The organism is Parvibaculum sp. (assembly GCF_030651915.1).
Taxonomy (GTDB): Bacteria; Pseudomonadota; Alphaproteobacteria; order Parvibaculales; family Parvibaculaceae; genus Parvibaculum.
On sequence record NZ_JAUSBV010000002.1, the window covers coordinates 29,289 to 47,048 of the forward strand.

Sequence of the window (17,760 nt, forward strand, 5' to 3'; positions counted from 1 at the left end):
CCCGCCCCTGACTTCATGCTTGCCCGGCAGACTACCGGCTACGAATGCATTGTGTAAGGGGGTTATGCCATTCTTTGCCCTGGCATGCTGGCCGGGATTGCCGCGCCGAATCGCGGCTCTCTCCGCCAGCAATCAAATCGGAGAGAATGTCACGGGGCGATGTCGCCGAGGCGGGCGTGATCGTCCGTGTCGTGACGGAAGCGGGGCCGAGCAAAGCCTCAATCGCGGCTACGCCCGCACATCACTCAACGGCTGCGGCAAGCGGCGCTGCGAGTGGGTCCCGGGGACAAGCCCCGGGATGACACCGCGTTTTTGGGCGGGCGCTGTGGTTCTGGTCGGACGCCGCCTCAGAGCCCCAGCTCGGCGCGTTTGTTGAGGCGATCTTCCAGTTGTTCAATGCCCGTCCACAGGTCCTCGAATGCCGGCGGCGCGACCATGAACATTTCCGCCATGTTCTCGTAATCCGCCTTGAGGCGGGCTCTGGTTTCTTCCGAGGGGACAAGCCGCAACGAACCGATGACGGCGGTGCCGTAGGAGGCGGAGGCGTCGGCAAACATCAGGCTCTTGTTGCGCGCGACACGGGCAAGGAGTTCAGGCTGTTGCAGCGCTTCGCCGGCGATGCCGTTTTGCGCAAGCATCAGCATGTCGTAGTAGTGGCGGGACATGCCGTCGCGCAGTTTGCCGTTGTGATGCAGGGCATGGAGGATGGTCGCCTTTTCCCAGAAGGTCCGCACCACCGCCAAAGTCGGGATCGCGGACACGGCATCGGGCAAGTCGTCCGGAAATGCTTCGGCCAGCCAGGGCGTGATGTCCTTCAGTTCCGAGGGTTCGGTGTCGCCGCGCGCGCCGAATTCCAGCTTGATGCGGGGCTTGATATAGCCGATCTCGCCCTCGTTAAACCGCCCGGCGCCCCACCCGCCCCGGCCGAATCCCTGGCCGTAATTGGCGAGACGCGGATAAATGAACAGAAGGGTCTGGCCGTCGGGATCGTCCGGGTCGGGAACGACCTGCCACCCTTCGGCCGTGCCGAGCGCGGCCTCGATTTCCGCCATCAGCGCCGGCATGACGAGGGTGGTCACATATTCCCGCGCGGCGGCCTTGAGCGCATCGGTTCGGCGTTTGCGCTCGTTGCTGCCGATGCCGTCCTCCATGGGAGAGGGAACATCGCGGACCAGCGGTGCGTTCTTGTCGATGGTCAGGTCGATGTCTTCCGAAAACCGCTGAACGATCCCATAGGCTTTCGAGAGCGACGTGCCGCCCTTGAAGGTGAAGTGACCGTTCAGTTCCTTGCAGCGGACGAGCCTTCTCAGCGTCCAGCAGACCCAGAAGTCCTTCTCGATGATGGCATCGGTCAGGTTGCGCCTGTTCGCCGCTTCCTGGATGAAAGCGCGGCGATCGTCCGCCGGTCTGCGGGCGAACTCATCCATGTCTGGCCGCTTCGATCTTCAGGACGATATCGCCCAGCCAGCCCGGCATAAGCGGGCGCGCCCCGGTGAGCATCTTCATGTCGCGGTCGTCGAGACGGCGCGCCAAGCGCCGGATGGTATCGGCGTCGATGCGGTCCTTTCCGATATGGGCGAGGGCCTGCAACAGCGAATTGGCGCGGTCCGACGCCTTGTCGATCACCGGCGCGCGCGCGTGTTTGAGGGTCAGCGTGCGTCCCGCGACGGTCCGGACGCGCGTGGGGCCGCTGGTCGCATAGGTGGCTCTGGCCGGAACCTGGGTCGAAAATCCAAGGCGGTTTGCGGCGACCGCACCGGAAGAGGTCAGCTTGTCGCCGCTCTGGCGCGAGACGGCGCGGGCAAGCCTGTCGGTGTTCGGGCCGAGAGCCCCGAGCGTCGCATGCCGCTCCGGGTAGTCATAAAGGCCGCGTCCGATACGCCGGATCGTGCCCGAGCGGACAAGGCGCGACAGCGCCATATCGACAGAGCCGCGTGTGCCGAAGTCGATGAAGTCTTTGGGCGTAAAGACCCAGCCACGGCCCTTGCCGCGCACGCGCTTCATGATCTTGCCGGCGATTGCAGACATTCCGTCTCACTTTCTTGTTAGATATTATCATATATATTTCCAACAATCAATTTTCATGTTTTGTCTGAAAATCATTTATTTACAGTGAGTTGATGGATTAAATATATATGGTGTCGTGCTTTTATATTCCAAGACCCGGCGCTCATGTTCCGGCGCGCGCGCGGCGCCGCCTCAGAGCCCCAGTTCGGCGCGTTTCCTTTTGCTGAGGCCGGCGGCGACCAGGGCGTGGGAGGCTTTCAGATATTGCTTCAGCTCCCGCTTGCCGAGGCCGGGTCCGTGGTTCTGGATCCATTTCATGCCGCGCGAGGCGAGCCAGGGCGCCGGGCGGCAGCCGGGCGCGTCGCGCAGGATTTCCCAGCCGATGTCGGAGACCTTGAAGGTGATGCCGGGATGGCTTCCGCGCTCCCAGCCGCCGATCGCGAAGACCTTGCCGCCCACCTTCCAGACATGCGCGCCGCCCCATTGCACGACATGGGTGGTGGCGGGGAGCGCGGCGCAGTAGGCGTTGAATTCGCGGTAGGTCATCGGCATGGGGGAATGGTGGCGCATGGGGGGCGGGAAGGGAAGAGAAGGGTTTTCACGCGAAGGCGCGAAGGCGCGAAGGAAGTTCGGTGGTGCGGTTTCTTCCCACCCTCCCCTTGGGGGAGGGTCGACAATTTGTGAGCGTCAGCGAACAAATTTCGGGGCGGGGTGAGCGTGGGACTTCGGCGCATAATCGATTGCGCGTCATTTGCCGATAGCGGAGTCCCCCGCCCCGAAAAATTCGAAGAATTTTTCGACCCGCCCCCCAGGGGCGGGTGGGGAGAGAAGGCAAGAGGGTCACGCGAAGACGCGAAGGCGCGAAGGAAGTTCGATGGTGCGACGTGGGGTTTCTTTCCACCCTCCCCTTGGGGGAGGGTCGATAATTTGTGAGCGTCAGCGAACAAATTTCGGGGCGGGGTCGCGGCGGTGGCGGCATCGCGAAACGAGAGGGCGTGCGTTGACGCGCTTCTGTGCCCCCGCCCCCCAGGGGCGGGTGGGGAGATGAAGAGGCGTCGTGCGCAACTCTTCAGGTGGATGAAGAGTCTTTGCGAAGAGAGACGGCGCTCGCGCGCCTTCTGGATTGCCGGATCAAGTCCGGCAAAGACGAGAAAGAAAGCAAGACGTGGATGGCCCGCATAAAGCGGGCCATGACGACGTTGGGTTGGGGGGCGAGTTGGATTGTTCCGTTGGCGGATTGCCCTTCGCTTCGCTCCGGGCGTTCGGAACTCGAAAGGGTCCACCGGACCCTTTCGTTCGCTGCGCGAACCGTTCCTCACTCACCACGTATCGACGAACCCGCGGCCCTTGCGGTCGCGGAGGGGGCCGGCGGATTTCAGGCCGCGGGTGATCCATCCCCTTGTGTCCTTCGGGTCGATGACGGCGTCGATTTCCAGAAATGACGCCATGTTGATCGCCTTGCCGTTTTCGTAATAGCGGGCGACCATTTTCTTGTAGAAGGCGTCGCGTTCCTCGAGGTCTTCGATCGCTTCCATTTCGCGGCGGTAGCCCAAACGCACCGCGCCTTCGAGGCCCATGCCGCCGAATTCGCCGGTCGGCCAGGAGACGATGAAGAAGGGGGCGTGGAAGGAGCCGGCGGCCATCCCTTGCGCGCCGAGGCCGTAGCCCTTGCGCAGGACCACGGTGAAGAAGGGAACGCGCATGGCAGCGCCGGTGACGAACATGCGGCTGACATGGCGGACTTGCGCGCGCTCTTCGATTTCCGGGCCGACCATGAAGCCCGGCGTGTCGCAGAGCGAGAGCATGGGGAGACCGAAGGCGTCGCAGAGCTGCATGAAGCGGGCGGCTTTATCACCCGCTTCGGCGTCGATGGCGCCGCCCAGATGCATCGGGTTGTTGGCGATCAGGCCCATCGGCCGGCCCTCGATGCGGATCAGGCAGGTGAGGATGCCGATGCCGAATTGCGGGCGGAGTTCGAGCACCGAGTTTTGATCGGCGAGCGCGTCGATGACCTTGCGGATGTCATAGGCGCGCAGGCGATTTTCGGGGATCAGGCGGCGCAGGTCGCGCTGGTCGGCGGCGTCCCAGTGCGGCAGGCTGCCTTGAAAATAGGAGAGGTATTTCTTCGCCGCGGCGACGGCTTCGGCCTCGTCCGCGACCGCGATGTCGACGACGCCGTTGGCCGTCTGCACATGGATGGGGCCGATGTCTTCGGGTTTGTAGACGCCGAGGCCCCCGCCTTCGATCATGGCCGGGCCGCCCATGCCGATGTTGGAATCCTTCGTCGCGATGATGACGTCGGAGCAGCCGACCAGCGCGGCGTTGCCGGCAAAGCAGCGGCCGGAGACGACCGAGATCAGCGGCACCTCGCCCGAGAGCTTCGCGAATTTGACGAAGCTCGGCGTGTCGAGGCCGGCGACGCCGGCGACATCGGTGTCGCCGGGGCGGCCGCCGCCGCCTTCGCCGAAAAGGACGATCGGCAGATGCCAGTCCTCGGCTATCGTCAGCATACGGTCTTTCTTCTTGTGGTTCATCGCGCCTTGCGTGCCGGCAAAGACGGTGAAGTCATAGGCCATGACCATGGCGCGCGACTTTTCCTCGCCGAAATCGCGCCCGTTGATCGCGCCGACGCCGGCGATCATGCCGTCGGCCGGGCTCATCTTGATGAGTTCCTCCATCGGGCGGCGGCGGCGCTGGGCGGCCAGCGCCAGCGCGCCATATTCGATGAAGCTGCCTTCATCGACGAGGTCGGCGATGTTTTCGCGCGCGGTGCGCTGGTTGCGGGCGCGGCGGCGGGCGACCGCTTCGGGGCGGCCTTCGTCGAGGCCGATGAAATGACGCTCGATCACTTCGGCGAGATCGGGGCGGATATGATCGGGGTCGATATGGGTTTCGGCGTCGGCCGCGCGGGCGGCGGCGTCCGTTGAAGGTTCGATGAAGAGCAGCGGCTCGTCTTCGAAGAGATTGTCGCCGGGGCGCGCGGCGAGGGCGCGCACATAGCCGCCTATTGCCGCCGTCACCACATGTTCCATCTTCATCGCCTCGAGCACGGCCAGTTGCTGGCCTTCGCTCACCAGCGCGCCTTCGGCGACGTCGATCGAGACCACACGGGCCTGCATGGGTGCTGTGACGGCTTCCGTGCCCGCCGGGCCCTTGACGGTTTGCGCGGGTGCGGCGGAAGCGGCGCCGGCGCGGCTCGCATGGAAGAGTTGCCGGTGGCCGCTTTCATGCGGGCGGGCGAGTTCTGCCGCGTGGTCCTCGACGAATTTTGTGTAGACGTCGTTCAAGACAAATTCCGGGCGCTTCAGCAGGTTCTGGTGGAAGGCGATATTGCTGGCGACGCCTTCGAGGCGGAATTCGCAAAGCGCGCGGTAGGCGCGGGCGGCGGCCTCGGCATAGTCGGGCGCGGGCGAATGGGCGATGACCTTCGCCAGCAATGAATCGTAATTGGGGCTGGTGCGGTAGCCGGCATAGCCGAAGCCGTCGACGCGGATGCCGGGGCCGGAGGGCGGCTCGTAGGCGCTGATGACGCCGCCGGCCGGTTTGGCCGCGCCGTCGGCGGTCATGGTTTCCATGTTGATGCGGAGCTGGATCGCATAGCCGCGGGGGGCCGGCGCGTCGGCCTGCGAGAGGCCGAGATCGGCCAGCGTGGCGCCGCCGGCAAGGCGCAATTGCGTTTTCACGAGGTCGATGCCGGTGACTTCCTCGGTGACCGTGTGTTCGACCTGCAGGCGCGGATTGGCTTCCATGAAGGCGAAGGTTGCCGCGTCGCCCTTGGCGCCGGCGTCGAGCAGGAATTCGAAGGTGCCGAGACTTTTGTAGTTCGCCTCTTCGGCGAGGCGGATGGCGGCGGCGCAGAGGCGGTCGCGCATTGCCTTGTCGAGCGTCGGCGAGGGCGCGATCTCGACCAGTTTCTGGTTGCGGCGCTGCAGCGTGCATTCCCGTTCGCCGAGATGGGTGACATGTTTGCCGTCGCCGACAATCTGGATCTCGATGTGGCGGGCCTTGCGAATCAATTGCTCGACATAGACATCGGCGCGGCCGAAAGCCGATTGCGCTTCCGAGCGGCAGCGGGCGAAGGCCTCGTCGATTTCGGCGGCGTCCGTTACCGCGCGCATGCCGCGGCCGCCGCCGCCGGCGACGGCCTTGATCATCATGGCGGGATTTTTTCCGAGCGAAGCGAAGAAGGCTTTGGCGTCTTCAAGGCTGGTCGGGCCGTTGGTGCCGGGGAGCAAAGGCACGCCGCATTTTTCGGCGAGCGCGCGGGCGGCGATCTTGTCGCCGAAAAGGTCGAGCATTTCGGGCGTGGGGCCGACAAAGGTGAGGTTTGCGGCGGCGCAGGCGCGGGCGAAATCCGCGTTCTCCGACAGGAAGCCATAGCCCGGATGGACGGCGTCGCAATGCGTGGCTTTGGCCAGCGCGATGATGGCCGCGCCGTCGAGCCAGGCGGCGGCGCCCTGGCCCTTCAGGGCGTGGGCCTCGTCGGTCGCCTTGACATGCAGCGAGGCCGCGTCGTCCTCGGCGAAGATGGCCACCGTCTCGAGGCCGAGCTCGGCGGCGGCGCGGGCGATGCGGATGGCGATTTCGCCGCGATTGGCGATCAGCAGTTTGCGGATGCTCATGCGGCAGCCGCCGCGCCGGTTTTCAGCGTCATTGTCTCTCTTCCCCAATAGCAATGGCCCGCAAGATAGGGGGCGGGGTCGCGGGGGGTCAAATGGGGGATGGGGGCAAGAAAAGGGGGCGGCTGCGACATTCCTGCAACTAGAAATGCGAGGCATTTGCATTTACAGGCACCCGCGAAGTCTGTATGAAGGCTTCCTGATAATCATTCGCAAGAACGGTTCCGCGTTCCGGGGCCGGATGTGTTCAAGGGGGCTTCCATGCGTTCACGACTTTCGACCACCGGTTTTCTGATGCGCGGCTGCAGCGGGCTGGCGCTGGCGACGGCGCTGATGGCCGCGCCCGTCCTCGCCGAAGAGCCCGCCGCCGAAACGGCGCAGGCCGAGGCGGGCAAGGTGCATATTCTGAAGGGGCTGCTGGTGACCAGCAGCGCCGAAGAGACGGCCGCGGTCGGCGGCGGCGTCACCTTCATCGACAAAGAAGAGCTCGAGAAGTTCTCCCATACCGACGTCAACCGGGTGCTGCGCGTGGTGCCGGGGGTGCAGATCCAGGAAGAGGACGGCTACGGGCTTCGCCCCAATATCGGCATTCGCGGCTCGGGCAACGATCGCAACAACAAGATCGTGGTGATGGAAGACGGCGTGCTGATGGCGCCGGCGCCTTATGCGGCGCCCGCCGCCTATTACTTCCCCTTCACCGGCCGCATGGAAGCGATCGAAGTGACCAAGGGCGCGGCGGCGATCAAATACGGGCCGTCGACGGTCGGCGGCGCCATCAACATGTTCTCGACCGCGATCCCCGACAATGAAGATGGCAGCCTGTCGGCGTCGCTGAAGGTGCTGGGCGGCGAAGACAACACGTTGCGCGTGCATGGGCATGCCGGCGGCTGGATGCCGCTCAGCCAGGCCTGGGATATCGGCATTCTCGCCGAGACGCTGCAGGACCGCACCGACGGCTTCAAGACCGTCGATGGCGGCGGCGACACCGGCTACAGGGTGCAGGATTATGTCGGCAAGCTCGCCTTCCGCAGCAAGGCGGGATCGGGCTTGCGGCAGGCGTTCGAATTCAAGGTGCAGGTGTCGGACGAACATTCCGACGAGACCTATCTCGGTTTGACGCCGGCCGACTTCGCCGCCAATCCCTATCGGCGCTATGCGGCCAGCCGTCTCGACGAAATGAATGTCGACCACAAGACCTTCCAGGCGACGCATCGCGTCGATTTCGACAACAACACCAATCTGACGACGACCGCCTATTACACCGAGACGGCGCGGGCGTGGTACAAGATCAACGATGTGCGCGTCGGCGCCGGACCCTGGCGCAGCATTTCGAGCGTGGTCGGCGATCCCGCCACGTTCGGCGCCGAACTCGACGTGCTGCGCGGCACCGCCAATGGCGACATCCGCGTGCGCAACAACAACCGCGAATATTATTCGGCCGGCATCCAGTCGGTGCTCGGCACGACCTTCCTGACCGGCGATATCGCGCATTTCCTCGAAGTGTCGGCGCGCTATCACCAGGACGAGGAAGACCGTTTCCAGAACCAGGATGTCTATGCGATGGCGGGTGGCGCGTTGACGCTGACCACCGCCGGGGCGCCGGGCAGCCAGGAAAACCGCGTCGGCGACGCCAAGGCGTGGGCGTTCTTCGTGCGCGACACGATCGACTGGGGCAAGCTCACCGTGGTGCCGGGCCTGCGCTACGAGACGATCAAACTGCGCCGCACCGACTACGCGCTCAACGATCCGGCGCGCGTCACGCCGATCGCGGTGCTCGAAAACTCGGTCGATGTGCTGATCCCCGGCATCAGCGCCACCTATCATCTCAGCGATGAATGGCAGTTGCTCGGCGGCGTGCATCGCGGCTTCGCGGCGCCCGGACCCGGCTCGACATCGGATGCCGAGCGGTCGGTCAATTACGAAGCGGGCTTGCGCTACGGCGCCGGCGAATTCTCGTTCGAGGCGATCGGCTTCTTCAACGACTACTCGAACCTGCTCGGCACCTGCACGGCCTCGACCGGCGGCGGCTGCGTGATCGGGGCGCAATTCGACGGCGGCGATGTCGACGTCAAGGGGCTGGAAGTGGCGGCCGGTTACGACGCCGGCGGGCTGCTCGGCCTCGGCCTCAAGGTGCCGCTGGGTGCCGCCTATACCTATACGACGAGCGAGTTCAAGACGAGCTTTGCCAGCGGCTTCGGCCCCTGGGGAACGGTGACGGCGGGCGACGAACTGCCTTACGTGCCGGAGCACATGCTGACGGTTTCGGCCGGTCTCGAGGGCGAAAGCTGGCGGACCAACCTGCTGGTCTCCTATGTCGACGCGACGCGCTCGCGCGCCGGCAGCGGCGCCATCCCGGCCAACGAGCTGATCAACGAACGGCTGATCTTCGACCTTTCGGCCGAATACGATATCGCGCCGGGGGTGACGCTGATCGGCATCGTCGAGAACCTGACCGACGAGGTCTACAACGTCGCCTTCGACCCGGCCGGCGCGCGGCCCGGCAAGCCGCGGACGATCCTGGGCGGGGTCAAGCTGAGCTTCTGAGGGCCCCTCCCTCTCCGGCTCCGATCCGCGGGGCGGCGCTGCCACAGCAGCGCCGCCCCGTTGCGTTTCAAGCCCTTGTCACAAAAGCGAAAAACGGCGGCGGCCCGAAGCGATGCAATCCGGCCACAGGCCGGGGCTGTCATATCACTGTCACAAAAGCGCATCCGAACTGTCACATAGCTCTGTTACTTGCCAAGCCATGGGGGGTGTTCGCGGCGTCTGTCGCGGCTGCCAATCCTGCAACAGAAGCTCATCCACGGAACATGGAGACGTCAAATGACGTTGCGAAACATTCTGCTGGCCGGCACCGCCCTTGGCGCCGCCGCAATCCTCTCGGGGCCGGCCTTCGCCGCGACCAGCACCCAGGCCGAACTCAACGCCCTCAAGGCGCAGATCGAGGCGCTTCAGAAGAAGATCGACGATGTCGAAATCCAGCACGGCAACCAGATCAAGTCGCTGGAAGAACGCAAAAGCGACGTCGAGGTTTCGCTGAAGGACGGCCGCCCGGTTTTCAAGACGGCTGACGGCAATTTTACCTTCGGCATTACCGGCCGCGCCCATCTCGATGTCGGCGCCTACGACCAGGACACCAACAGCGAGGCGAATTTCGGCGCCTTGCGCGGCAACGCCAACTTCCGCCGCGCCCGTCTCGGCTTCAACGGCACCTTCGCCAAGGACTTCGGCTACAATATCGAATTCAACTTCGGCGACAGCGGCACGGAATCGAACGCCCGTATCTATGAAGTCGCGCTCACCTACAAGGGCATCGAGGGCGTCAACCTCGTGCTCGGCGCGACCAAGCCGAAGATGACGCTGGACGATTCGACCTCGTCCAACGACATCACCTTCATCGAGCGTGCGACGGCGGTCAATCTCGCCCTCACGCCGGCGGCCGGCGAAGCGCGCATGACGGCGGGCGGCACCTTCAACACCGACAATTTCTTCAGCGCCGCCTATTACACGATGGGTTCGGCGGCGGCGGGCGGCGGTCTCGACGACTATGACAGCTCGAACATCGTCGGCCGTCTTGCCTATGCGACCTCGCCGAAGGAAGGCCTCAACGTCCATATCGGCGCTTCGGGCTCGCACTCCTTCAACCTGCCGGCCGATACGATCCGCTTCCGCGATCGTCCGGAACTGCGCGTCGATCCGCTGCGCTATGTCGATGCCAACTTCGCCGGCACGGCCGACGAGGTGACCGTCTACGGTCCGGAACTGGCGCTCAACTACGGCCCGTTCCGCGCCCAGGGCGAATATTACATCTACGACGTCGCCCGCAATGGCGTGCTCGCCGATGCCAGCTTCGATGCCTGGTATCTGCAGGCCTCGTGGGTCATCACCGGCGAAGCCTACAAGTACGACATCAAGAAGGCCGCCTATTCGGGCGTCAAGCCGGCCAACCCCTTCGGCTTCGGCGGCAAGGGCATGGGCGCCTGGGAAATCGCCGCGCGTTACAGCTCGGCCGATCTCAACGATGCCAGCGCCGGTATTGCCGGCGGCCAGCAGGACATCATCACGGTGGGCCTCAACTGGTACGTCAACAACAATCTCCGCTTCATGCTCAACTACCTGAACGTGGATGTGGAAGATCGCGGCGGCGTCATCAATCCGAACTTCGGTCACGACGCGGTGGCGCTGCGCACGCAGTTCACTTTCTGAGCTTGCGGCTGATCCGATCCTCGCAGATCGTCAGACGGCAACTCCCGGCGGGCAACCGCCGGGCGTTTTCGTTTGTGCGCTTTCGCCGTCAGTCGAGGCCGAGCGCCTTGCGGTCTTCCGATGCAAAGACATGGGGCAGCGCAAAATACCCGGCGATCGCAACGTCGCGCTGGCCGTCCTGCGACAAGACATAGTCGATCATGTTTCGCGCCGCCGGCCCCCGCGCGACAATGCGCAGGATGCGCGCCAGCGGCCAGTGTCCCCGATGCGCATTGGCCTCGCTGAGGCCGACGCAATCGCCGCCATCGGAAAGCCTGAGCACGCGCACGGCGTCGCTGCGATAGCCGACCGGCGCGAAGGAGATCGCGCCCGGTGTCCGGCCGATCTCGCGCAGCAGAACCGAGGCGCGGGCAACGCGTTTCGCATCGGGCGCGATCGCACCGCCTTTCAGCGCCGCGGCGACGAAAAAGCTGCGTTCGCCGCCTGGTGGCCGGTCAAAGAGGATGACGGGCCGCGATGCCCAATCGCCATCGAGGCCGGCCGCACCCCATGCCGCGTTGCCGGCAAAGAGCGGCCCGAGATTTTCAAGCGGCAGGCAGACAAGCGGATTGTCCTTGTGAACAAAGACGGCGAGCGCCTCGACGGCGGCGCGTGCGGTCAACGCGTCGGACGTCGCCGCATCGAGGGGCTCGATCCGCACCGCCGGATGACGGGCGGCGAAGCCTTCGCGCCAGAGCAGCATCAGCCGTTCATTGGCGGGTTCGACGGCGACCTCGACCACGCCACCGAGAGCCGGTGGCGCCACATAGGGCGCGTAGCGCTCGTCGACGGCGCACGCGTCGCCCGCAGCGACGAGCGAAAGGAGGCCGACAAAGGTTGCGAGATGTTTCATTGCCGATCCGGGCGTCCCTGCATCCCGACCAGCCATGCCGGAAATTTGCGACGATTGCGTGACACAACTTCCCCAAACATGCCCCGGCCTCACAGCCCCATGGTCAGCACCGCTGCGCCGGTCAGGCGGCCGTCGCGCAATCGCGCCAGCGCCTCGTTGGCCTGTTCGAGCGGCAACGTCTCGACCGTCGTCACCACCGGTACAAGCGGCGCCAGCGCCAGGAATTCGTCGCCGTCGGCGCGGGTCAGATTGGCGACCGAGTGGACCGATCTTTCGTGCCAGAGAATATCGTAGGGAAAGGACGGAATGTCCGACATGTGGATGCCGGCGCAGACAAGGCGACCGCCCGGTGCCAGCGCGCGCAATGCGGCGGGGACCAGCGCGCCGACCGGCGCATAGATGATGGCGGCGTCAAGCGCCACGGGCGGCCTTTCGTCGGAACCGCCGGCCCATTCGGCACCGAGCATGCGCGCGAATTCCAGCGCGGCACGGTCGCCCGGCTTGACGAAGGCAAAGAGCCGCCAGCCCTGATGGCGCGCCAGTTGCGCGACGATATGGGCGGCGGCGCCGAAGCCGTAGAGACCGAGCGCGCCGGCCGCATCCGGTCGCTGCGGATCATGCGCCATTTTCAGCGAGCGATAGCCGATCAGCCCGGCGCAGAGCAGCGGCGCCGCTTCGGCCGCGCCATAATGGCCGGGAACGGGGAAGACGTAGCGGGCATCGGCGACCATGTATTCGGCATAGCCGCCGTCACGCGTGTAACCGGTGAAGAGCGGCCGCTCGCAGAGATTTTCGCGGCCGCTCCGGCAATAGGCGCATTGGCCGCAGGTCCAGCCGAGCCATGGTACGCCGACGCGATCGCCCGGCCGGAAGCGCGCGACGCCCCTGCCCAGCGCTGCCACGCGCCCGACCGCCTCATGGCCCGGCACCAGCGGCAGCTTCGGATCGGGCAGTTCGCCATCAACGACATGGAGGTCGGTGCGGCAGACGCCGCAGGCCTCAAGCCGGATCAGCACCTCGTCCGCGCCCGGTCGCGGCACCGGCAGCTCCGCGAGACGCAAGGGCTTGCCCGGCAACTCCAGAAGCATGGCGCGCATGGTTGCAGGCAAAGCGGGATCGGACATGATGGAGCTCCTGACGTCCCATCATGCTTGCATGGATCGATCCGTACTTCGAGTGGCCGGCACGGTTTACCGCAGGCCGTGCGTGCGCGCCTTTTCGAGGTCGGCCTTCAGCGATTTTGCCCCCAGAAAGAAATGCACCGCCGACCAGGGCCAGACGAACATGATAGTCAGCAACGCATAGCGCAGCGATTCATCGCCGAAGGCCGGCGCATAGAGATCGCTGACGATGCCGACGGCCTGCGGCCCGAGCCCCATGCCGATCAGGTTGAGGATCAGGAAGAGCACGGCCGAAGCGACCGCGCGCATGCGCAGAACGACGAGCCCTTGCGTCATGGCGAGGCTCGGCCCGATATAGGCCGCGCCCGCGAAGGCTGGCACCAGGAAGAAGAACAAGGCCCAGTACTTGTCGGGCGAGAGATACATCGCCACCGAAAACGGGAAGCAGGCCATCATGACGATCGCCACGACCCAGACGTTCCAGCGTATGTCGCGCTTGCCGAAACGGTCGGCGGCCCATGCCGTCGCATAGGTGCCGGCGCCGCCGACAAAGCCGATGATCAGCGCCAGCCAGGTGCCGATCTCGCCCGGCTGCATCTGATAGGACCGCATCAGAAAGGCCGGTATCCAGGTAACGCCGGCATAGCCGGCGAAGGCCGCCAGCGCGCAGCCGATCGAGATGTGCCGGAAGGAACGCTGCGACCAGAGCAGACGGAAGACCTCGCCCACTTTCGGCGCATTGCCCGCGGCTTGCGCGGTCGTGCCATCGGCATGGCCGCGCTGCGGTTCCTTCAGCGTGAAACGCACCAGCAGCGCGATCAGCAGGCCCGGCGCGCCGACGATGAAAAAGGCCGCGCGCCAGCCATACCACTGGCTGACCCAGCCGCCGACCAGGAAGCCGATCAGGATGCCGATATTGATGCCGAGCGAATAGATGCCCATCGCGCTTGCGCGCTTCTCGGGCGGGAACATGTCGGAGATCATCGAATGAGACGGGGGACTCGATCCCGCCTCGCCGATGCCGACGCCAATGCGCGCCAGCGCGAGTTGTGCGAAGTTCGTCACGAAGCCGCAGACCACCGTCATGCTGGAAAAGATCGTCAGCGCCAGTGCGACGATGTTGCGGCGGTTGGAGCGGTCGGCCCACATCGCAATGGGAACACCCAGCGTCGCGTAAAAAATTGCGAAGGTGATGCCAGAGAGAAAGCCGAGCTGCGTGTCGGTCAAGCCAAGTTCGAGCTTGATCGGCTGCAACAGGATCGCGAGGATCTGCCGGTCGACATAATTCGCCGTATAGGCGACCATCAGCACGAAAAGTGCATAGTTGCGATAGGCGGGCGTGAAGCCCTGCGACGGCTCCCCCGCAACCGCGGCGCCTGAAACGGCGCCGGCCCGGTCTGTCATTGCCTTCCTCCCAAATTCCCCTCGCCGGCGCAGATGCCTTGCCGCGCCGGCCTCATTCCCGCTAGCGATTCTCGTGTGCCGCATTTCGGTCGGCGGCGAGCCTAGCAGCGGCCCGGCCGAACTCAAGCGCCCGATCGGGTGACGCATGGGCCGCGCCCGGCCGGCAACGGCCATGTCCGATTTTGGCGAGCGGCGGCGGCCCGTCCGCCCTAGACTGTCCCCATGAAACAGACCGCCGACATCGCCGCGCCCGGCCTCGACCCCGATCTCTGCTACCGCGCGATCATGGCCAAGGACGCCCGCTTCGACGGACGTTTTTTCGTCTGCGTCAGCACGACCGGCATCTATTGCCGGCCGGTCTGCCCGGCGCGCGTGCCGAAGCGCGAGAACTGCCGCTTCGTGCCGAGCGCGGCGGCGGCGGAAGCGCTCGGCTTTCGCTCCTGCCTGCGCTGCCGCCCGGAAGCCGCACCCGGCACACCTGCCTGGGCGGGGACCGCGGCCAGCGTGTCGCGCGCGCTCCGGCTGATCGAGGAAGGCGCGCTCGACGAAGGCCGACTCGACGATCTCGCCCAGCGCCTCGGCATGGGCGAGCGGCAATTGCGGCGGCTGTTCCTCGCGCATGTCGGCGCCGGGCCGCAGGCGGTGGCCGCCAACCGGCGCCTTCTGACCGCCAAGCAGCTCATCAGCGACACCGGGTTGCCGCTTTCCGAGGTCGCGCATGCGGCGGGTTATCAAAGCCTGCGGCGCTTCAACGATGCGATCCGCCAGGCCTATGGCATCGCCCCGGGCGAGATCAGGCGGGCGTCCGAGACGGCAGCGGGCAGCACGATCCGTCTCAGGCTCGGCTATCGCCCACCCTTCGATTTCGCGCGTGTGCTCGCCTATCTCGGCGGCCGCGCCATACCGGGCGTCGAAAGTGTGACGGCGCGGCGCTACGCGCGCAGCTTCGCGCTCGACGGCGTCAGCGGCGTCTTGTCGGTTGCGCCGGCGAAAACCGGAAAGGCGCTGGAGGCGCGCATTTCGATCCTGCAGGCCGAACGCGGCGCGGCATTGCCGATGCGGCGCATATCGGCGCGGCTTCGGCGGCTGTTCGATCTCGATGCCGACCCGGCGGCGATCGCTGCCGCGTTTCGCGGCGATCCGCTGATCGGGCCGCGCATTGCCCGCGCGAAGGGATTGCGCGTGCCGGGCGCGTTCGACGGTTTCGAGCTGGCGATCCGTGCCGTGCTCGGCCAGCAGATTTCGATGAAGGGCGCGACGACCATTGCCGGCCGCATCGTGGCGAAGTTCGGTACCACCATCGATGGCGGCGAAGACGGCATCACGCATTTCTTTCCGGATGCCGAAACGCTGGCGCATGCCGATCTTTCGGGGCTTGGACTGACCGGCGGACGGATCTCGACACTGAAGGGCCTCGCGGCCGCCGTCGCTTCCGGCGCGCTCGATTTTTCACCGCGCGAAATGCTCGACGCAAAAATTGCCGAGCTGACGGCGCTGCCGGGGATCGGCGCATGGACCGCGCATTATGTTTGTCTTCGCGCGCTTGGCGAGCCCGATGCCTTTCCGGCCTCCGATCTTGGGCTTCGCAAGGCGGCGGGCGGCGGCATGCCGGTCAACGCCAAAGCGCTCGAAGAGATAGCGCAGGACTGGCGACCTTGGCGCGGTTACGCGGCGCTGGCGCTCTGGACAGTATGAAAGGAAAAGCGATGAAACTTCCCGACGACGACACGCTGGCCACCGCGACGCTCGACACGCCAATCGGCCGGCTGCGCGTCGCCGCCACCGATGCCGGCCTTGCGATGGTGCTGTTTCCGAACATGAAGGATGTTTCCTTTCCGAAGCGCGAGGGCAGCGCGCGGGCGCGGGCGCATCGCGACAAGGCGCTGAAAGCGCTCGACCTCTATTTCGAAGGAAAGAAAAAGGATTTCGGCGGATTGACGCTTGCCGCCGCCGGGACGGATTTCCAGAAGAATGTCTGGCGGGCGCTTGCCGCCATTCCCTTTGGCGAGACGCGCTCCTATGCCGAGATCGCGCGCGCCATCGGCAACCCGAAGGGCATGCGCGCCGTCGGACTTGCCAATGGCCGCAATCCGATTCCGGTCATCGTTCCCTGCCATCGCGTCATCGGCGCCGACGGTTCGCTGACCGGATTCGGCGGCGGCTTGCCAACCAAGAAATGGCTGCTCGAATTCGAAGGCATCATGAGCCCGCGCCTGCTCTGAACAGTTCCCCCGCCGGAGATAAGGCCCTAGACTTGCGTCTTCCCTTTCATGTTCATGCGGCGAGGAGACGAAGCGATGCCCGGCGGTCCTTTCGGAAGTATTTTCGGCCTGTTGCTGCTGGTGGCGGTTATTTACGCGATTGTCCGTATTGCCCAGAGCAGCGCCGATCCGATCTGGAAGGCGGTCTGGATCGCCGGCGTAATCGTCGTGCCGGTTATCGGTGTGATCCTGTGGGCCCTGTTTGGCCCAAAATAGGGCGGAAACAAGCCAGAAAAAACGCAAATCGCGTGCTCTTTCCGGCATCGGCCTTCATTCCGCCTTGCTTGAGTGGAAAATTATCCGGCGAGACGCTGAATCGCCTTCCAGCAACCGGAACAGGAAATCCAGATGCCCCTTCTCAATCTCATCATCATACTGGTCGTCGTTGGCCTGCTGCTCTGGCTCGTCAATAACTACATTCCGATGGATTCGAAGATCAAACAGATCCTCAACGTCGTCGTCGTCATCGTCGTGGTGCTATGGCTGTTGCAGGTCTTCGGCATATTGGGCGGCCTCGGCATCCGCGTCGGCTGAGAAACCACTTTGCCGATAACGGCAGGCAGACGGGGCCGCGCGGGAAACTGCCGGCCCCGTTTTCCTATTTGCCGAGGAGACCGGCAAGCGCGATCATCTGCCCGCGCGGCAGGGCGCGCACCGGCACATGACCCGAGAAACGTGCAATCGCCGCCGCCGTTTCCTCGACCGGCACGGGGCTTTCCGGGCCCTCGCTGACGATGATGGCGCGCGGTGCAAGGCCCTCGGCGCGCATCACGGCCAGCGTTGTCAGCGTGTGACTGATCGTGCCGAGATAGGAACCGACAACGAGTAGCGGTACGAGATCGATCTGCGCATCGAGCGCCTTCATCCAGTCGAGAACCGTGTGGACCGCATCGAGCGGCACCATCAACCCGCCAACGCCTTCGATGACCAGCGGATCGTGTTTTGCCGCCGCGTCCACGCATTCGGCAACCAGTTCATCGAAATTGATTTCGCGACCCTCGCGCGCCGCGGCCATGTCGGGCGAGAGCGCCGCCTTGAAGCGCCAGCGCGAAACGAGCGCGGCGTTCGCGAAACTTGCCGCCTCGCCCATGGCGGCGAGCAATTGCGCCGGGTCGCTGTCGGCGAAAGTCGTTTCATCGAAACCGCTGACCAGCGGCTTGATCGCGCGCGCCTTCAATTCGCGCGTCAGCATGGCCGAGACGTAAGTCTTGCCGATTTCGGTGCCGGATGAGGTGACGAAGATCGCGGTCATC

General features: G+C 65.2%; 14 protein-coding genes. 6 read left to right on the top strand and 8 right to left on the bottom strand.

The window, feature by feature from the left end:
• Nucleotides 1–347: 347 nt before the first annotated feature.
• From Q7V31_RS00605 to Q7V31_RS00620, 4 genes are all read right to left on the bottom strand, one after another.
• The gene (locus Q7V31_RS00605) at nt 348–1,427 is read right to left on the bottom strand and encodes a nucleotidyl transferase AbiEii/AbiGii toxin family protein (RefSeq protein WP_304731773.1); all 1,080 of its coding nucleotides are present in this window, start codon (nt 1,425–1,427) and stop codon (nt 348–350) included.
• The gene (locus Q7V31_RS00610) at nt 1,420–2,028 is read right to left on the bottom strand and encodes a DUF6088 family protein (protein ID WP_304731774.1); all 609 of its coding nucleotides are present in this window, start codon (nt 2,026–2,028) and stop codon (nt 1,420–1,422) included. Before Q7V31_RS00610 ends, Q7V31_RS00605 begins: the two co-directional genes overlap by 8 nt.
• Before the next feature lie 171 nt (nt 2,029–2,199).
• A complete protein-coding gene (locus tag Q7V31_RS00615) occupies nt 2,200–2,553 on the bottom strand; it encodes an MmcQ/YjbR family DNA-binding protein (RefSeq protein WP_304732488.1) in 354 nt (117 codons plus the stop codon).
• Between the two features lie 773 nt (nt 2,554–3,326).
• Nucleotides 3,327–6,629, bottom strand: a complete 3,303-nt coding sequence (locus tag Q7V31_RS00620; protein WP_304731775.1) for a carboxyl transferase domain-containing protein — start codon at nt 6,627–6,629, stop codon at nt 3,327–3,329.
• A 258-nt stretch (nt 6,630–6,887) separates the two neighbouring features.
• On the opposite strand from Q7V31_RS00620, the gene Q7V31_RS00625 reads away from it, so the two are divergent.
• Both Q7V31_RS00625 and Q7V31_RS00630 read left to right on the top strand, forming a co-directional pair.
• Entirely contained in the window at nt 6,888–9,170 is a 2,283-nt protein-coding gene (locus tag Q7V31_RS00625; RefSeq protein WP_304731776.1) for a TonB-dependent receptor domain-containing protein, read from the top strand.
• A 276-nt stretch (nt 9,171–9,446) separates the two neighbouring features.
• On the top strand, nt 9,447–10,829 hold the full coding sequence (locus tag Q7V31_RS00630; RefSeq protein ID WP_304731777.1) for a porin: 1,383 nt from the start codon (nt 9,447–9,449) through the stop codon (nt 10,827–10,829).
• Between the two features lie 88 nt (nt 10,830–10,917).
• On the opposite strand, the gene Q7V31_RS00635 is transcribed toward Q7V31_RS00630, so the two are convergent.
• From Q7V31_RS00635 to Q7V31_RS00645, 3 genes are all read right to left on the bottom strand, one after another.
• Entirely contained in the window at nt 10,918–11,721 is an 804-nt protein-coding gene (locus Q7V31_RS00635; RefSeq protein ID WP_304731778.1) for a PstS family phosphate ABC transporter substrate-binding protein, read from the bottom strand.
• Nucleotides 11,722–11,810: 89 nt separating this feature from the next.
• Nucleotides 11,811–12,818, bottom strand: a complete 1,008-nt coding sequence (locus Q7V31_RS00640) for a zinc-dependent alcohol dehydrogenase family protein (protein WP_370690623.1) — start codon at nt 12,816–12,818, stop codon at nt 11,811–11,813.
• A gap of 93 nt (nt 12,819–12,911) precedes the next feature.
• A complete protein-coding gene (locus tag Q7V31_RS00645; RefSeq protein WP_304731780.1) occupies nt 12,912–14,246 on the bottom strand; it encodes an MFS transporter in 1,335 nt (444 codons plus the stop codon).
• Nucleotides 14,247–14,468: 222 nt separating this feature from the next.
• On the opposite strand from Q7V31_RS00645, the gene Q7V31_RS17325 reads away from it, so the two are divergent.
• The 4 genes from Q7V31_RS17325 (at nt 14,469) to Q7V31_RS00670 (ending at nt 17,041) form a co-directional block, all read left to right on the top strand.
• Entirely contained in the window at nt 14,469–15,941 is a 1,473-nt protein-coding gene (locus tag Q7V31_RS17325; protein WP_370690612.1) for an AlkA N-terminal domain-containing protein, read from the top strand.
• Between the two features lie 11 nt (nt 15,942–15,952).
• The gene (locus Q7V31_RS00660) at nt 15,953–16,468 is read left to right on the top strand and encodes a methylated-DNA--[protein]-cysteine S-methyltransferase (RefSeq protein ID WP_304731781.1); all 516 of its coding nucleotides are present in this window, start codon (nt 15,953–15,955) and stop codon (nt 16,466–16,468) included.
• 75 nt (nt 16,469–16,543) lie between these two features.
• Complete coding sequence (locus tag Q7V31_RS00665) at nt 16,544–16,723, top strand: PLDc N-terminal domain-containing protein (protein ID WP_304731782.1); 180 nt, start codon at nt 16,544–16,546, stop codon at nt 16,721–16,723.
• A 132-nt stretch (nt 16,724–16,855) separates the two neighbouring features.
• Entirely contained in the window at nt 16,856–17,041 is a 186-nt protein-coding gene (locus Q7V31_RS00670; RefSeq protein ID WP_304731783.1) for a Thivi_2564 family membrane protein, read from the top strand.
• Between the two features lie 64 nt (nt 17,042–17,105).
• Here the strand turns inward: Q7V31_RS00670 and bioD are convergent, their stop codons facing one another.
• Nucleotides 17,106–17,759, bottom strand: a complete 654-nt coding sequence (bioD, locus tag Q7V31_RS00675) for a dethiobiotin synthase (protein ID WP_304731785.1) — start codon at nt 17,757–17,759, stop codon at nt 17,106–17,108.
• Nucleotide 17,760 lies beyond the last annotated feature (1 nt).